19 protein-coding genes and 1 other RNA gene are annotated in these 23,170 nt (G+C 72.0%); 18 read left to right on the forward strand and 2 right to left on the reverse strand.

Annotation, left to right across the window (positions count from 1 at the left end):
- Positions 1 to 36 precede the first annotated feature (36 nt).
- The 8 genes from mpaA2 (at position 37) to trhO (ending at position 5,996) form a co-directional block, all read left to right on the forward strand.
- Entirely contained in the window at positions 37 to 162 is a 126-nt protein-coding gene (gene mpaA2, locus A4X16_RS18435) for an MpaA2 family daptide-type RiPP (RefSeq protein ID WP_269454910.1), read from the forward strand.
- Between the two features lie 34 nt (positions 163 to 196).
- Complete coding sequence (gene mpaA3, locus A4X16_RS18455) at positions 197 to 316, forward strand: MpaA3 family daptide-type RiPP (RefSeq protein ID WP_331709752.1); 120 nt, start codon at positions 197 to 199, stop codon at positions 314 to 316.
- 65 nt (positions 317 to 381) lie between these two features.
- Entirely contained in the window at positions 382 to 1,209 is an 828-nt protein-coding gene (mpaM, locus tag A4X16_RS13225; protein WP_067121268.1) for a daptide-type RiPP biosynthesis methyltransferase, read from the forward strand.
- Entirely contained in the window at positions 1,196 to 2,872 is a 1,677-nt protein-coding gene (gene mpaP / locus A4X16_RS13230; protein WP_067121270.1) for a daptide biosynthesis intramembrane metalloprotease, read from the forward strand. Before mpaM ends, mpaP begins: the two co-directional genes overlap by 14 nt.
- A gap of 12 nt (positions 2,873 to 2,884) precedes the next feature.
- Positions 2,885 to 3,601: an ATP-binding cassette domain-containing protein gene (locus A4X16_RS13235; RefSeq protein ID WP_067121271.1), complete on the forward strand. Its 717-nt coding sequence runs from the start codon at positions 2,885 to 2,887 to the stop codon at positions 3,599 to 3,601.
- Complete coding sequence (locus A4X16_RS13240) at positions 3,598 to 4,326, forward strand: hypothetical protein (protein ID WP_067121273.1); 729 nt, start codon at positions 3,598 to 3,600, stop codon at positions 4,324 to 4,326. Before A4X16_RS13235 ends, A4X16_RS13240 begins: the two co-directional genes overlap by 4 nt.
- On the forward strand, positions 4,323 to 5,057 hold the full coding sequence (locus tag A4X16_RS13245; protein WP_067121275.1) for a hypothetical protein: 735 nt from the start codon (positions 4,323 to 4,325) through the stop codon (positions 5,055 to 5,057). Before A4X16_RS13240 ends, A4X16_RS13245 begins: the two co-directional genes overlap by 4 nt.
- A 48-nt stretch (positions 5,058 to 5,105) precedes the next feature.
- Positions 5,106 to 5,996 carry an oxygen-dependent tRNA uridine(34) hydroxylase TrhO gene (gene trhO, locus A4X16_RS13250; protein WP_067121277.1) on the forward strand — a complete coding sequence of 297 codons (891 nt, stop codon included), beginning with the start codon at positions 5,106 to 5,108 and terminating at the stop codon, positions 5,994 to 5,996.
- Between the two features lie 57 nt (positions 5,997 to 6,053).
- Here trhO and A4X16_RS18340 read toward each other — a convergent pair whose 3' ends face one another.
- Both A4X16_RS18340 and A4X16_RS13265 read right to left on the reverse strand, forming a co-directional pair.
- Complete coding sequence (locus tag A4X16_RS18340; RefSeq protein WP_231880368.1) at positions 6,054 to 9,563, reverse strand: transglutaminaseTgpA domain-containing protein; 3,510 nt, start codon at positions 9,561 to 9,563, stop codon at positions 6,054 to 6,056.
- Between the two features lie 12 nt (positions 9,564 to 9,575).
- Positions 9,576 to 10,565, reverse strand: a complete 990-nt coding sequence (locus tag A4X16_RS13265) for an AAA family ATPase (RefSeq protein WP_067121279.1) — start codon at positions 10,563 to 10,565, stop codon at positions 9,576 to 9,578.
- An 89-nt stretch (positions 10,566 to 10,654) separates the two neighbouring features.
- Between A4X16_RS13265 and ffs the strand changes: the two genes are divergently transcribed.
- The 10 genes from ffs to A4X16_RS13315 all read left to right on the forward strand — a co-directional run bounded on the left by ffs (position 10,655) and on the right by A4X16_RS13315 (position 22,859).
- An RNA gene (gene ffs / locus A4X16_RS13270) (signal recognition particle sRNA small type) lies at positions 10,655 to 10,751 on the forward strand.
- Positions 10,752 to 10,794: 43 nt separating this feature from the next.
- Positions 10,795 to 11,400, forward strand: coding sequence for a rhomboid family intramembrane serine protease (locus A4X16_RS13275; RefSeq protein WP_067121281.1), 606 nt, complete (start codon positions 10,795 to 10,797; stop codon positions 11,398 to 11,400).
- A 122-nt stretch (positions 11,401 to 11,522) separates the two neighbouring features.
- Complete coding sequence (locus tag A4X16_RS13280; protein WP_082914457.1) at positions 11,523 to 12,098, forward strand: hypothetical protein; 576 nt, start codon at positions 11,523 to 11,525, stop codon at positions 12,096 to 12,098.
- Positions 12,099 to 12,161: 63 nt separating this feature from the next.
- A complete protein-coding gene (gene pta / locus A4X16_RS13285) occupies positions 12,162 to 14,291 on the forward strand; it encodes a phosphate acetyltransferase (RefSeq protein ID WP_067121285.1) in 2,130 nt (709 codons plus the stop codon).
- Positions 14,288 to 15,508, forward strand: a complete 1,221-nt coding sequence (locus A4X16_RS13290) for an acetate/propionate family kinase (RefSeq protein WP_067121287.1) — start codon at positions 14,288 to 14,290, stop codon at positions 15,506 to 15,508. Before pta ends, A4X16_RS13290 begins: the two co-directional genes overlap by 4 nt.
- Before the next feature lie 54 nt (positions 15,509 to 15,562).
- Complete coding sequence (locus A4X16_RS13295) at positions 15,563 to 16,444, forward strand: HAD-IA family hydrolase (RefSeq protein ID WP_442922915.1); 882 nt, start codon at positions 15,563 to 15,565, stop codon at positions 16,442 to 16,444.
- A complete protein-coding gene (locus A4X16_RS13300; protein WP_067121289.1) occupies positions 16,441 to 18,951 on the forward strand; it encodes a glycoside hydrolase family 65 protein in 2,511 nt (836 codons plus the stop codon). The genes A4X16_RS13295 and A4X16_RS13300 overlap by 4 nt, the downstream gene beginning before the upstream one ends.
- 67 nt (positions 18,952 to 19,018) lie before the next feature.
- A complete protein-coding gene (locus A4X16_RS13305) occupies positions 19,019 to 21,331 on the forward strand; it encodes a DNA polymerase III subunit gamma and tau (RefSeq protein WP_197491838.1) in 2,313 nt (770 codons plus the stop codon).
- On the forward strand, positions 21,331 to 21,924 hold the full coding sequence (gene recR, locus A4X16_RS13310; RefSeq protein ID WP_067121293.1) for a recombination mediator RecR: 594 nt from the start codon (positions 21,331 to 21,333) through the stop codon (positions 21,922 to 21,924). Before A4X16_RS13305 ends, recR begins: the two co-directional genes overlap by 1 nt.
- The gene (locus A4X16_RS13315) at positions 21,921 to 22,859 is read left to right on the forward strand and encodes a DMT family transporter (RefSeq protein ID WP_082914459.1); all 939 of its coding nucleotides are present in this window, start codon (positions 21,921 to 21,923) and stop codon (positions 22,857 to 22,859) included. The genes recR and A4X16_RS13315 overlap by 4 nt, the downstream gene beginning before the upstream one ends.
- The last annotated feature ends 311 nt before the right edge of the window (positions 22,860 to 23,170 follow it).

Here is a 23,170-nt window from a genome sequence, read left to right on the forward strand (position 1 = left end):
CGCACCGTGACGGACATCGACACTGAAGGGAGAGGCATGCAGACCACGATTCCGACCCTCGAGTTCACCGAGCTCGAGGCCATGGAAGCGCAGGACGACGCTCTCGACTGGACCCGAGGATTCGCCGTGGGCGTGATCATCGGGATCCTCGCGCTCACCTAGACCGGCGGCCGCCGGGACACCGAGGAGGTGTGAATTGCAGACAGAGTCGCTCGAGTTCCAGGAACTCGAACACATCGACGCCCCACTCGAATGGTGGGAGCACGCGAGCTACATCATCGCCATCATCGGCGGTGCGGCAGCGATCGCGACCTGACCGGAGGGGTGCGGGCGCGAGGGATGCGCCCGCACCCTGACTCAGCCGTGGAGAGGAGAACGAGAATGTCCGGGCCGATCACCGATGCCGTGACGGCGAGACTCGCCGCCGTGGGAGCCGACGCTGTGCCGCAGGACCTGTACTCGGGGACCGGTGCCGACTTCTACGAGCGGCTCGTCGGCCCCGACCGGGCGGAGATCCGAGAAATGCTCGCCCTCGCACGCGCGACGGACGGGGCGATCCTCGACATCGCCGCGGGGAGCGGCAGACTCACCGTGCCTCTGGTGAGATCCGGCAGGCGCGTGACCGCGATCGACCTCTCCGACGACATGCTCTCCCACCTCCGCCGCCGCCTGCCCGGCCACGGGATGCTGGAGTGCGTCGTCGCGGACATGCGGGACTTCTCGCTGCGGGAGCGATTCGCGCTCGTGATCATCGGCGCCACATCCATCACACTGCTGGATGACGCCGAGCGGCCGCTCCTCTACGCCGCGGTCAGACGCCATCTCGCCCCCGGCGGCGTCTTCGCCTTCACCGTCGCCGGCGGTGCCGCGGCGGCGAGCCTCGCGGTGCCTCGAGACCAGGAGATCGCCGTCCCCGGGCCCGACGGGGATGAGACGTATCTCTTCTCGCAGCAGGTGCAGGACGACGGCGCAGCGCGGATCGTCAACTGGGTGCGCGCGTGCGACCTCGTGCGGGGCGCCGCGGTGACGGTGCTCACGAGCCGACTGCGGCTGCTCGACCGACATGTCCTCGCGAGAGAGCTCGTCGACGCCGGCTTCGCCGAGCCGACCATCACCCCGGTGCGGACGGACCGACCGGACGACATCCTCCTCCTGCGAACGACCGGGGCCGGATCACCGGGGGTGACGGATGCTGATGCGCGGCAGTGACTCGAGGAGCGACCGGTCTCGGGGCGGCGGCCGGTCGGCCGCCCTCACCGAGGACGCTCGTCCCGCTCTCGCCTCCGGCGTGGCCTTCGAGCAGTCCTCCGACGGAGCCGTCTGGATCGCCATGCTCCATGGAGTGCCCTCGTCGCGGGTCTCGCCACACGTCGTCGACCTGCTCACCGCGATGGACGGCGACACCGCGCTGCGCGATCTGCACCGACGCTTCGCCGCGGCCGAGTCCTGGGAGAGCTTCCTGCAGCTGGTCGTGCGGGTGCGCGCTTCCGGCCTCCTCGACGGTCACTCCGCACGCCCGTCCGGGCGGCTGGCCTTCCGGCCCCCGCTCACCCTCCAGGTCGCGACGCTCCGCGCGCCCGCCCTCTTCGACCGACTGCGACGACTGGTCCCGCCCCTCCCGCCCCGCGTGGTCCTGGCGTCGCTCGCCGTCGTGCTCGGCCTCGGCCTCGTCGCCGCCATGCTGCAGGCGGCGCAGCTGTGGAGCGTCCTGTCCGCACCGGTGCCGCTGTCCGCCCTCCTGGCCCTCGTCGCCGTGCTGTCGGTCCTGACCCTGCTGCACGAGAGCGCGCACGGCATCACGCTCGCGAACTACGGCGGTCGACCTCGCCGCGCGGGCGTCATGCTCTTCTATCTCACGCCCGCCTTCTTCGTGGACGTGACCGACGGCTGGCGCCTCGCCGAGCGGCGGCAGCGCGTCGCGGTGGCGCTCGCGGGTCCCGCGGTCCATGCGGTGGTCGCCGCGATCGCTCTGATCGCCGCGCTCGCCGTGCCGCATCCGCCGCTCCACCGGACGCTCCTGCTCCTCGGGCTCTCCTCCACGGCGATCGTCGTGGTGAACCTGATCCCGTTCGTGCGGTTCGACGGATACATCGCGCTCATGAGCGCTCTGGACGAGCCGAATCTGCGAGGTCGGGCGATCCACGACGGGACCGACCTCGCGATCCGCGTCCTGTTCGGAGGACGGCGAAGGGCCCGGCGGCTCGATCGGTGGTGGAGCGTCCCGTTCGGTCTGGCGAGCCTCCTCGCACCGGCGGTGCTGGTGGTCCTCGCGGTCGGCCGGATCGCGCATGCGCTCGCCGGCGGTGGCCCGATCGCCGGTCTCCTGGTCATGGCTCTCGAGGCGACGGTCGTCCTCGTCGCTCTGGTGATGCTCGTCCGGTCCGCGCGACGCATCCTGCGCTCGGGCGTCTCACGCCTGCGGTTCGTCGCGATCGTCGTCGCCCTGCTCGCGGGCGCGGGCACCGTGGGGGCGGTCGTCCCGATACCGCTGACCGCGACGCTCGGCTTCCTCTCCCTCGACGACCGGGTCGTCCTGGTGAGGGCGGGGACGGACCGGAGCCCCGTCCCCGAGGGGGCCGCGGTCACGCTGCTGAGCAGCGGCATCCTCGCGAACGAGCGCGTCGGCGTCGGGACGACCGGGCCGGCTCGCGCGGAACCGGCGGCCGTCGCGCTCGAGGCGCTCCTTCCGGTGACGGCGGATGCGGTGACGGTGCCGGCGGTGATCATCGCCGAGGTCGAGGTGTCGCGAGGACGAGGGAGTCTTCCGCCGACGGGTCAGGCCCGTGTCGAGCTCGGTACGCGGAATCTGTGGACGGCGCTCTGGGAGGCGGCGGTAGCGATGCCATCGTCGAGCCTTCGGGGCGAGAAGTAGGAAGGGAAGAACATGGACGACTACGCGATCGAGGTCCGAGGACTCACGAAGAGATACGGGCAGCGAGTCGCCGTCGAGGATCTGTCGTTCGCCGTGCCGCGCGGATCGATCGTCGGGCTCCTCGGGCCGAACGGCGCCGGGAAGTCGACGACGCTGCGGACGATCGTCGGCCTGCTGGCGCCGACGAGCGGCATCAGTCTCATCGACGGCAGCCCGTTCTCGGCACTCGGGAGCCCCGCGACGCACGTCGGGGTCCATATGGACGGCTTCGGGTTCGAGGGTGGGATCACCGCCCGGCGACACCTCGAGATCTGTCGGCTGGCAGCCGGGGCTCCGCGCGGCCGCGTGGAGGACGTGCTCGACGAGGTCGGGCTCTCCGCGGATGCGCGTCGGCGCGTGAAGACCTTCTCGACAGGCATGACCCAGCGGCTCGGCCTGGCCGCGGCGCTGATCGGATCGCCGCGGACGCTGATCCTGGATGAGCCGGCGAACGGTCTGGACCCGGACGGCATCCGGTGGCTCCGCGGATTCCTCCGCGGATTCGCGGACCGCGGCGGGACGGTGCTGATCGCGAGTCACCAGCTCGCCGAGCTCGAGCAGGTCGTCGACGAGGTGGTCGTCATCAAACGGCGCACTCTGTTCGCCGGGCGGCTCGACGACCTCATCACGAGCGACGCCGACTCGCTGGAGAGCCGATACTTCGCTCTGGTCGAGGGGGCGACGGCATGAGACGCGCCGTGATGAGCGAGGTGCTGCGCGCCGTGAGCGGGTACTCCCTCCTCGCGGTCCACCTCGTCGCCCTCCTCATGCCCCTCTTCGTGCTGTTCTCCGACGGCTCGCGCTTCGCCGTCTCCGGCCTGGATCCCGAGACGGCGTCCATGCGCCTTCTGGAGCCGCTCGCCTGGACGGCGATCTCCGCCGCGTTCGTCAGCGCCTACGGCGTCACGCGCGAGAGCTACTACGTCTCGATGGACCGGACGCTCACCGGCATCGGCTTCCCCCGTGCCTTCGTCGGCAAGCTGGTCGCCGGCGCCCTCGTGGCCGTCGCGCTCTCCCTCGCGATGCTCGTCGTCTGGACGCTGGGCGCGTCGATCCTCCTCAGTCGGAACGGGATGTCGCTCGTCCTCGGCCCGGATGCCTGGCGCCTCTTCGCGGGTGCGATGCTCGGCGCGCTCCTCGGCTCGGTGATCGGCGGAGCGGTCGGCTGGATCGCCCGGAACTACTACGTGACCGCCGCCGTGATCCTCCTCCTGCCGATGGCGGTGGAGTTCGCTCTGCTGCGGACGGCGCCGGACGTGGCGAGGTTCTCGCCGGGTCTCACCCTGGTCGCCCTCGGCGTTCCGGGATACCAGGGTCGCCTGCTCGAGTTCGCGCCGGCGTTCGGCCTCGCCCTGGTGTGGGCGGTCGCGCTGGTCGCCGTCGCGTGGATGCGGGGCCGGAGGCGCCTCTCATGATCGGCCGGGCGCTCCGTTCGCAGGCGCGCAGCCTCTTCGGCGACGTCGTCCTCCTGTGGGTGGCGGTGGCGGCGGTGCTGATGTCGATCTCGATGGCGATGAGCATCCCGACGGAGTTCCGCGATGCGCCGCCCAGCGCGCGAGCAGAGCTCGCAGGGCCGTTCACCGCGATCCTCGCGACGTACGCAGCCGTGCTCGCGGCGGTCTACGGCTCGTTCCGATACACGGTCGATCGGCGCGACGGAGTGATCGCCCAGAGGCTGATGCTGCAGACCCGCGGAGCGACCCTCCTCGCGAGGGCTCCCGCGTCCGCCGTCGGCGGTGCCCTCGTCGCGCTCGCCGGCGTCGTCGGCGGCCAGGGGGCGCTCGCGGTCGCGGTGGGCGGCATTCCCTTGGACGGCGGGTCGATCGGAGCCACCGTCGCCCTCGGGGCGGTCGCCGGGCTGTGGGGGATGGGCATCGGGATCGTCGTGCGGGCGCACCTGGTCGCGCTCTTCCTGGTGTCGATGTCCATGGGCGCCGCGATCCTCCTCGCCATCGTCTGGAAGGCAGGAGCGGTGTACCTCCCGCTCCTCGCGATGCTCGATGCGTTCCGGTTCGACCTGACCCCGATCGGACTGACGCCGCAGCAGACGCTCGACGCCCCGGTGGCCGCGCTGGTGACCGTCGCCTGGGTGCTGGCGGCCCTTCTGGCCGGCGCCCTCTCGTTCCTCCGGCGCGACGTGAGATAGCGGTCGGGCGAACCGGCGCCACCGGCGCGGCCGACGTAGGATCTCTGGGTGGCAACCCCCAAGATCGTCCTCTTCTACGTCTTCACCCCGCTCGCCGACCCGGAGGCGATCAGGGTGTGGCAGCGCGACCTCGGAGAGGCGCTGGGACTGCGGGGACGACTGCTGATCTCGCGGGACGGGGTCAACGGCACCCTCGGAGGCGACCTGCCCGCCCTCAAGCGGTGGGTGCGGTCGTTCCGGTCCTACGCTCCGTTCCGCGACGCCGACATCAAGTGGAGCGAGGGCACCGGAGTCGACGCCGACGGGCGCAGTCTCGACTTCCCGAAGCTGAGCGTCAAGGTGCGCGAGGAGATCGTGTCCTTCGGGGCCCCGGGCGAGCTCCGCGTCGACGAGAACGGCGTCGTCGGAGGCGGGGCGAGACTCTCCCCGGAGGCACTGCACGAGCTCATCGACGAGCGCGGCGACGAGGTCGTGTTCTTCGACGGACGCAATGCCCTGGAAGCGCAGATCGGCCGGTTCCGGGGCGCCGTCGTGCCCGACACCGAGACCACCAGGGACTTCGTCCGTCTGCTCGATTCCGGCGAGTACGACGATCTCAAGGGCAGACCCGTCGTGACGTACTGCACGGGTGGCATCCGATGCGAGGTGCTGTCGAGTCTGATGACCTCGCGCGGCTTCGGCGAGGTGTACCAGCTCGAGGGCGGCATCGTCCGATACGGGGAGAAGTACGGCGACGACGGCCTGTGGGACGGCTCGCTCTACGTGTTCGACAAGCGCGGATCCGTCGACTTCTCCGACCACGCCGCCGTCATCGGCGAATGCGTCGGATGCGGCGCGGCGACCAAGCGCACGGCGAACTGCCCCGACCCGTCGTGCCGCTCCCAGTTCGTCGTCTGCGAGGACTGCGACGCCGTCCGCTGCGCGGCGCACGCGGCCTGATCGGCGCGCGGCGCCTGATCGGCGCACGCAGCCTGATCCGCGCGCGGCGCCCCGGCGTCAGGCGAGCACGGGCCCGTCGGTGCGCCCGCTGACGAACAGCGATCGCGGGAGCAGGAACGCCCGCACGCGCGCAGGGCGGTCGACGCTGCGGCGCAGCTGCTGCAGTGCGGTGCTCAGCGCCTCGTCGAGAGCGGCCGATGCCGCACCGGACGGCCGTGCGTAGCTCGCGTGCTCGACGGCATCCGTGAGCAGGCGCATCGCGGCGGCATCCACCCCGTTGTCGCGCACGAGATCCGCGCCGCGCTGTCTCGGCGACTCGGCGTCCGACAGCGGGATGCGCAGGTCGAGCATGGTCGCGCGCAGCTCGATCCATGCGGATGCCGCGTCTCCGCGCCCCGCGCGGCGGCGCCGATCGAACCGGACGGCCGCGCGGATCAGCGCGGGGAGGAGCAGCACGACGAGCGCACCGAGGGTGACGAGCATCACGGGCGTCGGGTCGAGGGTGCGCAGCTGACCGGTCGCCCCGGTGTTGTCGCCCGCATCGCCGCGCTCGATCTCGGGACCGGAGCTCTGCTCGGCGCTCGGCGCGGTGGTCGGCGCGGGCGTGGCCGCCCCTCCCGAGCCTCCGCCCGATGTCGCCCCTGCCGCGAACGCCGTCGGCACGCCGAGAGATGCGGTCGGCTCGAACGGCACCCAGCCGACTCCCGGGAACAGCACCTCGGGCCAGGAGTGCAGCTGATCGCTCGACACCGAGTACACGGCCTCGTCCCCGCGCGTGCTGTCCGTCCGCACGCCGGGCAGGTACCCCACCACGATGCGCACCTCCATGCCCAGGCTCTCCGCCATGAGCGCGAAGGCGCCGGCGAAGTGGATGCAGTAGCCGGAGCGCACGTCGAGGAACCGGGCGACGGCATCGGCCCCTGTCCCGTCGAAGCCCTCGTCGACGGGCGTCTCGAGCGAGTAGGTGAACTGGCTGCGGAACCACGACTGCATGGCGATGAGCCGGTCGTAGTCGTTCGTCTCCTCGGCGGTCACCTCGCGCGCGGTTTCGCCGATCACGTCGGGGAGGTCCACGGGATCCGTGCCGGGGTCGACCACGGGGTCCGCCGCGGACAGCGCCCTGATCTGCTCGAGCGTGGGGGCCACGCGCATCGATCGGACGGTGTAGTCATTGCCGACGGCATCCGCGTCGCGGGAGGCGATGGTGCGGTTCTCGGGGTTCAGGCCCCATGCCGGCGGCAGTCCCTGCACGCTCAGGGCCGGGTACGGCACCGGCAGCCAGGAGCTCGACATCCGCAGGATGCGGATCGAGGTGCTCTGGTCCTCCGTGGCGATGTCGGAGGACCACTCGTCGGGTCCGAACCCCTCGCTCTGGGCCTGGAGGTCGCCGCGATCGGGCTGCCAGACGCGGCCGTCGAACCGCGACAGGGTGGTGAGGCGCAGGTAAGGCGCGGAGTTCGCGGTGGTGGCGAGCGTCAGCACCTCGACCGGATCGGGCCGGCGCAGATCGTCGCCCAGCCGCAGCGACGCGTCGACGGTGACGCCCACGCCGGTGCCGGCGAGCGTGGTCGACACGGGGAGCGCCGGAGCGATGATGAGCGTCGAGGCCAGGGCGGCGACGCCGACGCCGGCCGCCACCGCTCCGGACGAGCGCCGTGGGGACTCGGGATCCTGCGCGGCCGTGTAGCGGAACAGCACGAGCACGAGGATGCCGAGGCCGACGAACCACACGACGTCGGTCGCGCCGAGCGTGACGATCATCGGCATCGCGCCGACCGTCGCCGTGAGGAGAGACGCGATCACCGCGCCGCGCTGGGCGACCAGCTGGTCGAGGAGGATCGCGACGACCGCGAATCCCGCGGCCATGCTGGCCTCCAGCGCCGGTGTCGCCTCCAGCGGGGCGGAGCCGAAGACGACCTCCTCCCATGCCGCGGCCGCGAGACCCTGGAACGCGCGCAGCGACAGCTCGGTGGGGACCACGCCGAAGATCGCGGTGTCGCCCGCGACGAGCTGCGTGACGGTGCCGGCGGCGACGAGGATCTGGGCCGAGATCGTCGCGAGATCGCGGAGCCAGGCCGCACGGCGTCGGAGCAGCGTCCGCATCGCCATTCCCGTGAGGGCTGTCACGACGATCACCGCGAGGACGGCGAAGGACCATGCCCCCGGGGCGATCACGGCGGTGAAGGGCCACATGGCGACGAGACCCGCCGCCGCGGCCAGCATGGCGGGGACGACCCGGTTCGACGGCACCTCGTGCTCACGGTGCCACTCGAGCCGCGGCCGCTTCGCGCCGACCGTGCTCTCAGCCTTGTACATCGCGCGTCCCCTCGCATCCGAGGATCCGGCATCCGAGGATCCGGCGGGCGCCGATGAGGCGGGGGTCCCGGACGGCGCGACGCCGATCCTGTCGGGGAGGGCGTCCTCCCACGCGGCGGCCACGTCGTCGCCGAGCGCCGAGAAGCGCCAGCCGTGCTGCGTCGCCGCCTCTGCGGCGCCGGGCCGCGCGGCGGTCGCGAAGAGGAGGGGAGCGGCGGCGCCCGCGGGGCGGAGCAGGCCGGCCTCCTCCTCGTCGATGTCACCGGTGATGTAGACGAGCGGCCCCGGCGGGGTGCCCCCGACGAGGATGCCGAGATCGCGGGATTCGCCGCGCGGAGCGACGAGGGCCAGAGCCACGAGAAGTCCGTCCCTGTCGTCCTCGTGACCGCGCAGCGTGCCGAGCAGAGCTCCCGAGCTGTCGATCACGTCGACGCCGTAGCCCTCCTGCACGAGGTGCACGGCCACCGAGGCGCAGAGCGAGACCGCCGCCTCGAACGCCGGGTCCTCGGCGTCACCCAGTCGAGCCCAGCGGGAGGCGGCGCGGTCGAGCACCACGAGCGCATCCGGGCTCGATTCCTCCTCCTCCTGACGCACCATGAGCTGGCCCCGGTGCGCGGTCGTGCGCCAGTGGATGCGGCGCATGGAGTCGCCCGGGATGTAGCGCCGCGGAGAGAGGTTGTCGCTGCCCTGACCCAGGCGGCTGGACGAGGTCTGCGCCGTGCCGCCTGCGGCGCCGACGCGGACCGTGAGCGGCGCGAGCGTGCACACCTCGGGCACGACGGTCACCGTGCGGGTGTCCCCGAACGCCTGCTCGCGCTGCGCGAGGCCGAACGGGTCGACCGTGCGCAGCACCAGGGGGCCGATCGGCCAGACGCCGCGGCGCACCCCGGTGATCAGATAGCCGAGCTTCCCCGACTCGGGCGGATACTCGCCGGCCGAGTCTCCCGCGACCGCCGGCGGCAGCACATCGCGCCACAGTCCGCGCGGCACCCGCAGCGCACGCAGTCCGAAGCGCAGAGTCACACGCGAGGTCTCCGACACGGTCAGCAGGTCCGTCGAGATCTGGCGCGCGACCGTCCCGGACCGGCGCGGCAGCGCGACCACCATCATCGCGAGCACGGTCAGCGCGAGGAGCAGGATGCCGACGTGCAGCAGGATCGCCGCGCCGAGCATGTTCGCCGCGATCACGCATCCGATCCCGGCGAGGAGCGCAGCCGTGCCCCGCAGGGTGAGGAGGCGACGGCGAGGCATGGCGGGGCGAGGTCAGGAGCGGACGGCGACGGGGACGCGCACCCGGTCGACGATCTGCCGCAGGGCGGACTCGACGGGCTGGGCGCCCGCCCGGTGCGCGCCTCGCGCCGGCAGCAGTCGGTGGGCGAGCACGGGGATGAGCAGCGCCGTGACATCGTCGGGGATCACGAACTCGCGGCCGTCGAGCGCCGCCGAGACCTTGGCCGCGCGGATGAGCTGGAGGGTGGCGCGCGGGCTCGCACCGAGATGCAGGTTCGGGTCGGCACGGGTGGCCTGGGCGAGCGCGACGGTGTACTCCTCGATCGCGGGGGCGACGTGCACGGCGCGCGCCCAGGCGATGAGGCTCGAGATCGAGGCGGCGTCTGCGACGGCGGTCACCGCGGCCAGCGGGTTCACGGTGTCGCGCTGGCGGAGCATCTCGGCCTCGGCCGCGGCATCCGGGTACCCCATCGAGATGCGCATCATGAAGCGGTCCCGCTGCGCTTCGGGCAGGGCGTACGTCCCCTCCATCTCGAGCGGGTTCTGCGTCGCCACGACGAGGAACGGGTCGGGGAGGAGGTGCGTCGAGCCGTCGACCGTCACCTGGCCCTCCTCCATCGCCTCCAGCAGCGCCGACTGCGTCTTGGGGGAGGAGCGGTTGATCTCGTCGGCGATCACGATGTGCGCGAACACGGCGCCGCGCTTGAACTCGAACTCGCGGTCGACGGGGTTGTACACGCTGACGCCGGTCACGTCGCCGGGGAGCAGGTCGGGCGTGAACTGGATGCGGCGCACGGTCGCGTCGATGCTCGCCGCGAGAGCGCGGGCGAGCATGGTCTTGCCCACCCCGGGGACGTCCTCGATGAGCAGGTGCCCCTCGGCGAGCAGGCACACGAGCGCGCTCCGCACGGCCTCTGGCTTGCCGTCGATCACCCGGCCCACCGACGCGAGGATGGCCGACGTCTGCGCGGCGAACTGCTCGGCGCTGACGACGGCGGGTGCCGGGGGCGGGGTGTCTGGCATGCGTTCCCTCTCACGTCGGCGCTGCGGTGCGCGTGAACCGATCGTAACCCGCGCGGCAGGGGTTCGCTCCGGGATCGGCTAGACTGGTCCACGGCTCTCCGCGTGGCGGCATCCAGGCCAATTCCCCCAGGGCGGAAACGCAGCAAGGGTAACCGGGCTCTGCTGGGTGCGCGGAGGGTCGTTTTCTTTCTGTCAGCATCCTCCGGGATGAGCCTGCCAGGATCGTGACGTGACGAGGCCAGACCTGATCCGCACCGCCGACGCCCCGCATCCGCTGGCGCGCTTCGCCTCGCCCGTGCTGCTTCTCGCCGCGATGTGGGCTGTGCAGCTCGCCGACGCCGTGCTGCCGGGGTCGTTCACGGGCTTCGGTCTGCGGTCGTGGGATCCCGCCGGACTCGCCGGCATCGTGCTCGCTCCGATGCTGCACGCGACCTGGGCTCATCTCATCGCCAACTCCGTGCCGTTCCTCGTGCTCGGCTGTCTCGTGGCGGTCGAGGGCAGCCGCCGATTCTGGGCCGTCACGGCGTTCGCCGCCGTGATCGGAGGACTCGGCACCTGGCTGGTGAACGCGCCAGGGACCCTGACGGTGGGTGCCTCGGGACTCGTGTTCGGATACTTCGGCTACACCGTCGCCCGCGTCTTCGCGCCGGGCCGGACCTCGCACCGCATCCTGTACGCCGTGATCGCCCTCGTCGTGATCGGCGTCTACGGGGGCTCGATGCTCGCCGGGGTCGTCGGTGTGCGCGACGGCATCTCCTGGCAGGCGCACCTGTTCGGAGCGATCGGCGGTGCGCTCGCCGCGTTCGTCGGCAGATCCAGGGTGCGCCGCCCGTGACGACGACGAGGAACGGCGGCCGGGGGAGGTCGCGCGCCTCGACGACACGCTCGGCCCGCACCCGATCCCGCGGACGACCGCGCACCCGCAGGACGTCCCCGCGGCGCCGCGCGCAGAAGCGGATGCAGCGCCGCCGCCTTCTGCGGCGGATCGCCCTCGCTGTCGGCCTGGTCGCCGTCGTCACGGCGGTCGCCGTCCTGATCCCTTTCACGCTCGCCCACGAAAAGCCGCTCGCGGTGTGCCTCAGCGACCCCTCGACGTTCCCCTCGTCCGGCGTGGCGGGCTGGGAGGGGGAGCAGCTGGAGAATGCCGCGACCGTCATGCAGACCGCCGCGTCGCTCGGATTCGGCCGTGACGGCCAGATCCTCGGCGTGATGACCGCGATGGGCGAGAGCAGCCTGATCAACATCGACTACGGCGACTGGGAGACGAGCGGCTTCACCAACCCGGACGGCAGCCGCACCACGAGCATCGGGCTGTTCCAGCAGCAGGACTGGTGGGGGAGCGTCGAGCAGCGGATGGATCCGGCGACCGCCGCGACCCTGTTCTATGAGCGCCTCGCCCGCGTGCCGGACTGGCAGTCCCTGCCGCAGTCCCTGGCCATCCACCGCGTGCAGATCAACCTCGATCCCCAGTACTACTCGCGCTATGCCGCCGACGCCGCGGCCGTCGTCGACGCGCTCTCGACGCCCTGCTGAGCGGGGTTTCGCACGGCTGTCAACCCAGCGCGTCCATATCGAGCTGCACCTAGGCTGGGTCTCGTGGCGCAGAGCATCTACATCACCTCGGCCGAAGGCCATACCGGGAAGTCGACGATCGCCCTCGGCGTGCTGGATGCGCTGATGCGCGTCACGCCGCGCGTCGGGGTCTTCCGCCCCATCGCGCGATCGGTGTCCGACCGCGACGACGTGCTCGAGCTCCTCCTCGCGCACGACGGGGTGCACCTCGACTACGAGGACTGCGTCGGCGTCACCTACGACGACGTCCGCGACGATCCCGATCGCGCGCTGTCGACCATCGTCGCCCGGTTCAAGGCGGTCGAGGCCCGCTGCGACGCGGTCGTGATCGTCGGCAGCGACTACACCGACGTCGCGAGCCCCGCCGAGCTGGGCTACAATGCGCGGATCGCCGCGAACCTCGCGGCGCCGGTGCTGCTGGTGCTCAGCGGACGCGATCAGCAGCGTCAGGCCGAGCAGCTGGGGACCACCACGGCCCGCACCCCCGCGGCGGTCGGGCAGATCGCCGCGCTCGCGCTGTCCGAGCTCGAGGTGGAGCGAGCCGAGCTCTTCGCGGTCGCCGTCAACCGCGCGGACCCCGACGCGCTCGCCGACATCGAGGCGGCCGTCGTCGCCGTGCGTCCCGACCGCAGGACGCCGGTCTGGGCGATCCCGGAGGATCGCACCCTGGTCGCGCCGTCGATCGACGGCATCCTGTCCGTCGTCGACGGACGCCTCATCAAGGGCGATCCCGACCGCCTGGCGCGCGAGGCGCTGACCATCGTCGTCGCCGGCATGTCGATGGTGAACGTGCTGCCGCGGCTGACGGAGGAGGCGGTCGTCGTGATCCCCGCCGACCGCACCGAGGTGCTGCTGGCGACGCTCCTGGCCGACGCATCGGGCACCTTCCCCCGCGTCGCCGGGATCATCCTCAACGGCCCCTTCCCGCTGCCGGAGCCGATCGTGCAGCTGCTCGACGGGTTCCCCTCGACCATGCCGATCATCACGACCGATCTCGGCACGTACGACACCGCGGTGCGGGTGATGGGCGCGCGAGGGCGCATCTCTCCCGAGTCGCGCGGCCGCTACGACCGCGCGCTCGGCCTCTTCCAGACGCATGTCGACATCGCCGAGCTCACCACGCAGCTCGGCCTCGCCGAGTCGCGGGTCGTCACACCCCTCATGTTCGAGTACGGCCTCATCGAGCGCGCCCGCGCCGACCGTCGGCGCATCGTCCTCCCGGAGGGCGACGACGACCGCATCCTTCGCGCCGCGGCGACCCTGCTCGCGCGCGAGGTCGCCGACCTCACGATCCTCGGCGACGAGTCGACCGTCAGGGCGAGGGCCGTCGAGCTGGGCATCGACATCGGCGCCGCGCAGGTCGTGAGCACCTCCGACCCCGAGCTCGTCGAGCGCTTCGCCGCCGAGTACGCGCGTCTGCGCGCGCACAAGGGCATCACCCTCGCGCAGGCGGCGGACACCGTGACGGACGTGTCGTACTTCGGCACCATGATGGTGCACCTGGGGCTCGCCGACGGCATGGTGTCCGGCGCCGCGCACACGACGGCGCACACGATCCGCCCGTCCTTCGAGATCATCAAGACCAAGCCGGGCGTCGAGGTCGTCTCGAGCGTCTTCCTGATGGCGCTCGCCGACCGCGTGCTCGTCTACGGCGACTGCGCGGTGATCCCCGACCCGACGAGCGAGCAGCTCGCCGACATCGCGATCTCCTCGGCGGCGACCGCGCGGCAGTTCGGCATCGACCCGCGCGTCGCGATGCTCTCGTACTCCACGGGGGAGTCGGGGTCGGGCGCCGACGTCGACAAGGTCCGCGCCGCGACGGCGATCGTGCACGAACGGGCGCCGGAGCTCCTCGTCGAGGGCCCGATCCAGTACGACGCCGCGGCCGACGCCGCCGTCGCCAAGGCGAAGCTGCCCGACTCCGCGGTCGCGGGACGGGCCACGGTGTTCGTCTTCCCCGACCTCAACACCGGCAACAACACCTACAAGGCCGTCCAGCGCTCGGCGGGCGCCGTCGCCATCGGCCCGGTGCTGCAGGGGCTCAACAAGCCGATCAACGATCTCTCGCGGGGAGCGCTGGTGGACGACATCGTGAACACGGTCGCCATCACGGCGATCCAGGCGCAGGCGCAGGCGGAAGGGGCGGCGTCGTGAGTGCGATCCTCGTCATCAACAGCGGATCCTCCTCGCTGAAGTACAGCCTCATCGACATCGAGGACGAGAACGAGCTCGCGAGCGGGCTCGTCGAGCGGATCGGCCAGGACGTCAGCGCGATCACGCACACCGTGCGACCGGACACCTCGACGGAGGCCGTGGTGACCATGCTCGAGGCGACGTTCGACGACGAGAGGCCGGTCGCCGATCACGATGCCGCCTTCGCCGTGATGCTCGAGCAGTTCGCGGCGCACGGGCCGTCGCTCGACGAGCATCCGCCCGCCGCCGTCGGGCACCGCGTCGTGCACGGCGGGGCGCGCTTCTACGCGCCCACGCTGGTGACGGCCGACGTCGAGAGGCAGATCGAGGAGCTCGCGGTCCTCGCTCCGCTGCACAATCCCGCGAACCTCGCGGGCATCGTGGCGGCTCGAGCCGTGTTCGCGGCCGTGCCGCACGTGGCCGTCTTCGACACCGCCTTCCATCAGACCCTTCCCCCCGCGGCGTACACGTATGCGATCGACGCCGAGCTCGCGGCCGCCCACCGCGTGCGCCGCTACGGCTTCCACGGCACGAGCCACCAGTTCGTGAGCGAGGCCGCCGCGGCGTTCGTCGACCGCGATCCCGCGACGCTGCGGCAGCTCGTCTTCCACCTGGGCAACGGCGCATCCGTCACGGCGATCGACGGCGGTCGCTCGGTCGAGACCTCGATGGGCCTCACTCCGCTCGAGGGGCTCGTGATGGGCACGCGATCGGGAGACCTCGACCCCGCGGCGCTCGTGCATCTGTCGCGTCGCGCCGGTCTGTCGATCGACGATCTCGACGCGCTGCTCAACACCCGCAGCGGCCTCAAGGGACTCGCCGGCCGCAGCGACATGCGCGACATCCTCGCGGGACGGGATGCCGGGGACGACGCGGCGACGCTCGCGTTCGACGTCTACATCCACCGGCTGCGCGCATACGCCGGCGCCTACATCGCCCAGCTCGGCGGGGTCGACGTCATCTCGTTCACGGCGGGCGTCGGCGAGAACGCCGCCGCCGTGCGCGCCGAGGCCATGGCGACGCTCGGCTTCGCCGGCGTGGAGGTCGATCGGGCGCGCAACTCCGCCCGCGGCCGCGGCATCCGGCGCATCTCGACGGATGCCTCCGCGGTGACGGTCCTCGTCGTCCCGACGAACGAGGAGCTGGAGATCGCACGCCAGACCGCCCGGATGCTCTGACCGAAACCCCGACGGGGGTTACCGCCGACACGTCGCCGCAACTACGCTTGCACAGTGGCACGGAGAGGTGCCGGAACCATCGTCCTTCTCCTGGAGGCTCCTGTGCCCGATGCCCTGCCCGATCTGCTCAGCGCGGACGGCGTCCTGTTCGACCTCGACGGCGTGCTCACGCCGACCGCCGAGGTGCACATGCGCGCGTGGAAGGTCGTCTTCGACGACGTGTTCGAGCGCTGGGGGATCACGCCTCCCTACTCCGACGCCGACTACTTCGACTATGTCGACGGCAAGAAGCGCTACGACGGTGTGGCGAGCCTGCTGCATAGCCGCAACGTCGAGGTGCCGTGGGGCGCGGTCGACGACGCGCCGGAGGCCGAGACCGTCTGCGGGATCGGCAACCGCAAGAACGCCGCCTTCGCGACGGCGCTCCGCAGCGAGGGCATCGCGCCCTTCCCCGGCTCGCTGGCACTGATCGAGAGGCTCGCCGCCGCCGGCGTCCCGATCGGAGTGGTGTCGAGCTCGAAGAACGCCGAGGAGGTGCTGGCCGCCGCCGGCATCCGCGACTTCTTCCCCGTCGTGGTCGACGGAGTGGTCGCCGAGCGCGACGGGCTCGCGTCGAAGCCCGCGGCCGACATGTTCGCGGCGGGAGCAGCGGCGCTCGGCGTCGACCCGGCACGCAGCGTCGCCGTCGAGGACGCGACCTCCGGCGCCGCATCCGCTGCCGCCGCCGGATTCGCCACGGTCGTCGGCGTCGATCGCGGAACCGGTGCCGACGCGCTGCGCGCCGCGGGAGCCACGATCGTGGTGACCGATCTCGACGCCTTCCTCGCCGACGGGCCGTCCGACGCCGCGACCGCATCCCCCTCCGACAGCACCCGCTCCGACAGCACCCGCTCCGACAGCACCCGCTCCGACTCCGATTCCGAGGAGACCGCATGATCGACCGCGATCGCTTCCCCGTCGACCCCTGGCGCCTCATCGAGACGCGCTACTCCGAGAGCGGGGTGGGCGAGACCCTGTTCAGCGTCGGCAACGGCTACCTCGGCCTGCGCGGGAATCACATCGAGGGTCGCGGCGCGCACGAGCACGGCACGTTCATCAACGGTCTGCACGAGACGTGGCCGATCCGTCACGCCGAGCAGGCCTACGGCTTCGCCGAGGTCGGCCAGACGATCGTCAACGCGCCGGATGCCAAGGTCATGCGCGTGTACGTCGACGACGAGCCGATCTCGTTCGACGAGGCCGACGTGCGCGAGTACCGGCGCACGCTCGACATGCGCACCGGCGTGCTCGAGCGCCTGGTCGTGTGGGAGACGCCGTCGGGCAAGCGCGTGCGCATGCGCGACGAGCGGATCGTCAGCTTCGAGGAGCGCCACCTCGCGATCCTGCGCCTCGAGGTCGTCGTCGAGAACTCCGACGCCCCCGTCACCGTGAGCTGCCAGATGATCAACCGCCAGGACGGCGCCGGGGTCTACGAGGGCACGCCCGCCGAGGCCAAGGGCGGAGCGGGTTTCGACCCGCGCAAGTCCGAGAAGATCGCCGAGCGGGTGCTCATCCCCGCCGAGCACTGGCAGGACGGACTGCGCTCGGCGCTCTCGTACGGCGTCGCCGCCTCCGGCATGACCGTCGCGGTCGTCGCCGACCACCTCATCGAGACCGAGAACGACTACACGTCGCGCACGCTGATCGAGGAGGACATCTCCAAGAACGTGTTCCGCGTGCAGGCGAAGGCCGGCGTGCCGATCACGGTGACGAAGCTCGTCAGCTACCACACGTCCCGCGGCGTGCCGCCGCGCGAGCTCGTGGACCGCTGCCGGCGCTCGCTCGACCGGGTGCGGTTCGAGGGCATCGAGACCCAGTTCCGCCGCCAGGCCGAGTGGCTGGCGGCCTTCTGGGAGCGCAGCGACGTGCAGATCGGCGGTCACGACGACATCCAGCAGGCGACGCGCTGGTGCCTGCTGCAGCTCGCACAGGCATCCGCCAGGGCCGACGGCACCGGCGTCCCGGCGAAGGGCGTCTCGGGCTCGGGTTACAGCGGCCACTACTTCTGGGACACCGAGATCTACGTGCTCCCGTTCCTCACGTACACGTCGCCGCAGTGGGCGCGCAACGCGCTGCGGGCCCGGGCGCTCATGCTCCCGGCGGCCCGTCGTCGCGCGGCGCAGCTCAACGAGGCCGGCGCGCTGTTCCCGTGGCGCACGATCAACGGCGAGGAGGCCTCGGCCTATTACGCCGCCGGCACGGCGCAGTACCACATCAACGCCGACGTGAGCTTCGCGCTCGGCAAGTACGTGCGGGCGACCGGCGACGAGGACTTCCTCCGCCGCGAGGGCATCGACATCGCGATCGAGACGGCGCGGCTGTGGGCGACCCTCGGCTTCTGGCGCACGTCGCGCGTCGTGGCGGGCTCCGCGGACGACGACGGCATCGAGACGTTCCACATCCACGGCGTCACCGGACCGGACGAGTACACCACGGTCGTCAACGACAACCTGTACACGAACGTCATGGCGCGCTACAACCTGCGCTACGCCGCCAGGGTGGTGCGCGAGGCGGAGGAAGCCGACGGCGAGGAGTTCGACCGCGTCGTCGAGCGCACGGGTCTGGCGCCCGGCGAAGCCGAGGGCTGGGAGCGCGCGGCCGACGCCATGTTCATCCCGTTCAGCGAGAGCCTCGGCATCCACCCGCAGGACTCCCTGTTCCTCGAGCGCGAGGTGTGGGATCTGGCGCACACGCCCGCCGACCAGCGCCCGCTGCTCCTGCACTTCCACCCGCTCGTGATCTACCGGTTCCAGGTGCTGAAGCAGGCCGATGTCGTGCTCGCCCTGTTCCTGCAGGGCAACCACTTCACCCCCGAGGAGAAGAAGGCCGACTTCGACTACTACGACCCGCTCACCACGGGCGATTCGACGCTGTCGGCCGTGGTGCAGTCGATCCTCGCGGCGGAGGTCGGCTATCAGGACCTCGCGCTGCGGTACTTCGAGCAGTCGCTGTTCGTCGATCTGCACGACCTGCACCACAACGCGGCCGACGGCGTGCACGTCGCGTCGGCGGGTGGCGTCTGGACGGCGCTGGTCTGCGGCTTCGGCGGCATGCGCGACTACGCGGGCGAGCTGAGCTTCGATCCGCGCCTGCCCGCGGGCTGGCCGTCGCTGTCGTATCCGCTGCAGTGGCAGGGGTCAGAGCTGCAGGTCACGGTCACGAAGGACGAGCTGCGCGTGCAGGTGCGCTCCGGCGAGCCGGTGGCCTTCACCGTGCGCGACGAGGCCTTCATCGCGACGACGGATGCCGATGTCGTGGTCGCCCTCGCCGACCAGGGCCCGCTCATCCCCGGGCGCCCGACCCTGCGGCAGTTCGCCGACGCCCTGCGCGAGGACGGCACGCGCCTCTCGGCGTCCGTGCCGGTCATCACGACCGCGATCCCGGTGATCGAGACGATCGACTGAGCTCGGTGGGCGGGATGCTGTGCACCCCGCCCACCTCGGTGTCGGTGGCACGCCGTAGGCTGTTGTGGTGACCACAGCCCTCTACCGCCGCTACCGCCCCGAGTCGTTCGGCGAGATGATCGGGCAGTCCCAGGTGACCGATCCGCTGATGACCGCTCTGCGCGGCGATCGCGTCGGCCACGCCTACCTGTTCTCCGGTCCTCGGGGATGCGGCAAGACGACCTCCGCGCGCATCCTCGCGCGCTGCCTGAACTGCGCCGAGGGGCCCACCGACGTGCCGTGCGGCACCTGCCCGAGCTGCGTCGAGCTGTCGCGCGCGGGCGGCGGATCGCTCGACGTCGTCGAGATCGACGCCGCGAGCCACAACGGCGTCGACGACGCGCGCGATCTCCGCGAGCGTGCGACCTTCGCGCCGAGCCGTGACCGCTACAAGATCTTCATCCTCGATGAGGCGCACATGGTGACGCCCCAGGGCTTCAACGCGCTCCTCAAGCTCGTCGAGGAGCCCCCGCCGCACGTGAAGTTCATCTTCGCGACGACCGAGCCCGAGAAGGTGCTCGGCACGATCCGCTCGCGCACGCACCACTATCCGTTCCGCCTCGTGCCGCCCGCGGCCATGCTCGAGTACGTCGAGAAGCTCTGCGCCGAAGAGGGGGTCGTCGCCGAGCGCGGCGTGCTGCCCCTGGTCGTGCGCGCCGGCGGAGGCTCGCCGCGAGACACGCTCTCGCTGCTCGATCAGCTGATCGCGGGATCCGACTCTCCCGCGGGCTCCGAGACCGTGACGGTCTCCTACGAGCGCGCGGTGGCCCTGCTCGGCTACACGCACGCGACGCTGCTCGACGAGATCGTCGACGCGCTCGCCGCCGGCGACGCCGCGGCGGCATTCCCCGCGGTCGATCGCGTGGTGCAGACGGGTCAGGACCCGCGACGCTTCGTCGACGATCTGCTCGAGCGCCTGCGCGACCTCATCGTCATCGCGGCTGTCGGCGCCGGTGCGTCCTCGGTGCTCCGGGGCATCGCCGAAGACGAGCTGGCGCGCATGCGCAGTCAGGCCGAGGCGTTCGGCGGAGCCCGTCTGTCGCGCACGGCCGATGTCGTCAGCGCCGCCCTCGACGACATGTCGGGTGCGACCTCGCCGCGTCTGCACCTCGAGCTCATGGTCGCCCGCGTGCTCGCCGGTGCGGCGGATGCGGGGGCTCCCACGACCGGCGTGCCGACGACGCCCTCCGCACGCGCGGCTGCGACGGGGCCGGCGGTGCCTGCCGGAGCGGCTGCGCCCGCTGCATCGGCGCCCGCTGCATCGGCGCCCGCGTCGACCGCCGATGGATCGACCGGTGCCGGTGCCGGTGCCGCCGCCGCGGCTCCGGGCATCGTGACCTCGGCCGGTGCCGCGCCCGCAGGCTCCTCCGCGTCGGCGACGCCGGATGCCGCTCGCGAACCCGCGACCGGCACCGCTCAGACGCCGCCCGCCGACCCGACCGCATCCGTGCCGAGCGGCCCCGTGGTGTTCGACCAGGTGACCGCGGCATGGCCGGCCGTCCTCAAGCGGCTCGAGAGCATCAGCCGCACCTCGTGGCTGCTGGCCACCGCGGTGCAGCCGCTCGCCTATGCGACGGACACCGAGGTGCTCACCCTGGGGTTCACGAGTCAGCATGACGTGGCGAAGTTCAAGGGCAGCACGCCCGGCTCGGGGCCCTCCGACCATCTGCGCAGCGCCATCGAGCAGGAGCTCGGAGTGACGGTCAAGTACCGCCCGGCGCCGATGCCTGTCGGCGGCGCCCCGCGTCAGCCCGCGACATCGCCGTCCGGCGCGCCGTCGGGCGACGCGCCTGCATCGGAGCCTGCGTCAGCGGGGTCGTCCCGTCCGCAGACCCGAAGCGCATCCGCCGCGCCGGTGACCGAGTGGGCGGTGGCGCCCATCCCGGCATCCGCGGCCCCGGTCGCCGCGCCCGCCGGCGCACCCTCGTCCGCGCCGTCCGCCGGGGAGGCCCCGGCCGTGTCGCCTGCCGGCGCGGCCTCGCCCGTGTCGCCGACGACCGTCCCGTCTCCGGCATCTCGCTCCACCGCGCACGATGAGCCGCCGTACCCGATCGACGACGAGCCGCCGTACTTCGACGACGAGCCGCCGTACGACCCGTCGTTCGAGCCGGCGCCGGGCGGCCGACCGAGCGCCCCGTCGCAGGCTCCGACCGCCCCGGTCCCGCAGGCTGCGACGGCGGCCCCCTCCGTGAAGGCGGCACCCGCCGCATCCGCCCCGGTCGTCACCGAGCGCACCCCCGGCGGGGGAGTCCAGCGCTACGGCGAGGCCGTGATCCGCCAGGTGCTCGGCGCGACGTTCGTGCGCGAAGAGCCCTACGAGCCCCCGACGAGGTTCTCCTGATGTACGACGGCATCGTCCAAGAGCTGATCGACGAGTTCGGCCGCCTGCCGGGCATCGGCCCGAAGTCCGCGCAGCGCATCGCGTTCCACATCCTCCAGACGCCGACGTTCGACGTCGCACGCCTGTCGGAGCTCCTCACCGAGATCCGCGTCCGGGTGCGCTTCTGCGAGGTCTGCGGCAACGTCGCCGAGCAGGAGCGCTGCGCGATCTGCCGCGACCCCCGACGCAACGGCGCCCTCATCTGCGTGGTCGAGGACGCGAAGGATGTGGCCGCCATCGAGCGCACACGGGAGTTCCGCGGTCTGTACCACGTGCTCGGCGGCGCGATCAGCCCGATCGCCGGCATCGGCCCCGACGACCTGCGGATCGCGCAGCTCATGACCCGGCTCGCCGACGGCACGGTGCAGGAGGTCATCCTGGCCACGAACCCCAACCTCGAGGGCGAGGCCACCGCGAGCTACCTCAGCCGCCTGCTGACCACGATGCAGATCACGGTCTCGCGGCTCGCGTCCGGTCTGCCGGTCGGCGGCGACCTCGAGTACGCCGACGAGGTCACCCTCGGGCGCGCGTTCGAGGGTCGGCGCGTGCTGTGAACGCGCACGGCGGGTTCTCTCGCCGAGGCTGGCTGCTCTTCGGCGCGATGGCGCTGCTGTGGGGTGTGCCCTACCTCTTCATCAGCGTCGCCGTCGAATCGTTCTCGCCGCCGGCGATCGTGGCGGGACGCACGCTGATCGCGGCGCTGCTCCTGCTGCCGTTCGCGATCCGCGGCGGCGCGCTGCGCCAGGCATGGAAGGTCTGGCCGTGGGTCCTCGCCTTCGGCGCGATCGAGATGGCGGGGCCGTTCGTGCTGCTCGGCCATGCCGAGATGACCCTGCCGTCGGGCATGACGGGGCTGCTCGTCGCGACCGTGCCGCTGTTCGCCGCCCTCATCGCGCTGGGAGGCGGCGACAGGGGAGTGCTCCGACCCGCCCGCGGCATCGGCCTCCTCGTGGGCTTCGTCGGCGTCGCGATCGTCGTCGCCGGGCCGGGGCTGTTCGGCGGCGAGGTCAGCCTCCTCGCAGCCGGGGAGGTGCTGCTCGTCGCCGTGCTGTACGCGATCGCACCGTTCATCGTCGCCCGCAAGCTCGCGGACGTGCCGTCGCTGGGCACCATCACCCTGTCACTCCTGATGATCGGGCTCATCTATCTGCCCATCGGCCTGCTGACGCAGCATCGGGTGCCGACTCTGCCCTCCATCGGGGCGCTCCTCGCGCTCGCCGTCATCTGCACTGCTGTCGCGTTCCTCGCGTTCTTCGCCCTGATCCGCGAGGTCGGTCCCGTGCGCGCGCCGCTGTTCACATACGTCAACCCGGTCGTCGCGATCATCCTCGGCGCGATCGTCCTCTCCGAGCCGCTCACACCGGGACTCCTCCTCGGATTCCCGCTCATCATCGTCGGATGCTGGTTCGCCGCGACCGGCGGACGGCTCCGCCCTCCGGCATCCGCCCCGCCCGGCCTCGCCTCGGCTCCCGTCCCGCCGGCCCTCTGACTCGTCGCCCCCGCCCCGGTGCCCGGCGTCCCCACCGGTCCTCGCCGAGCACGGTTTCGGATGCCGGGTGCGCCTCGCCGCAGCATCCGTCGTCGTTCCGGCGTGTCGTCGTCTCGGCTCCGAAGCTGTGCCCGCCCGTGCGCCCGCCACCCGTGCGCCCGCGACCCGTGTTCACCACCCGTCGCCGCCACCCGTCCTGGCCACCCGTCTTCCCCACCCGCCGTGCACCCTGCCCACCGGTCCCCGCCGTGCACGGTTTCGGATGCCGGGTGCGCCTCGCCGCAGCATCCGTCGTCGTTCCGGCGTGTCGT

It is taken from the genome of Microbacterium sp. H83, from assembly GCF_001650405.1.
In the GTDB taxonomy this organism is placed as follows: domain Bacteria; phylum Actinomycetota; class Actinomycetes; order Actinomycetales; family Microbacteriaceae; genus Microbacterium.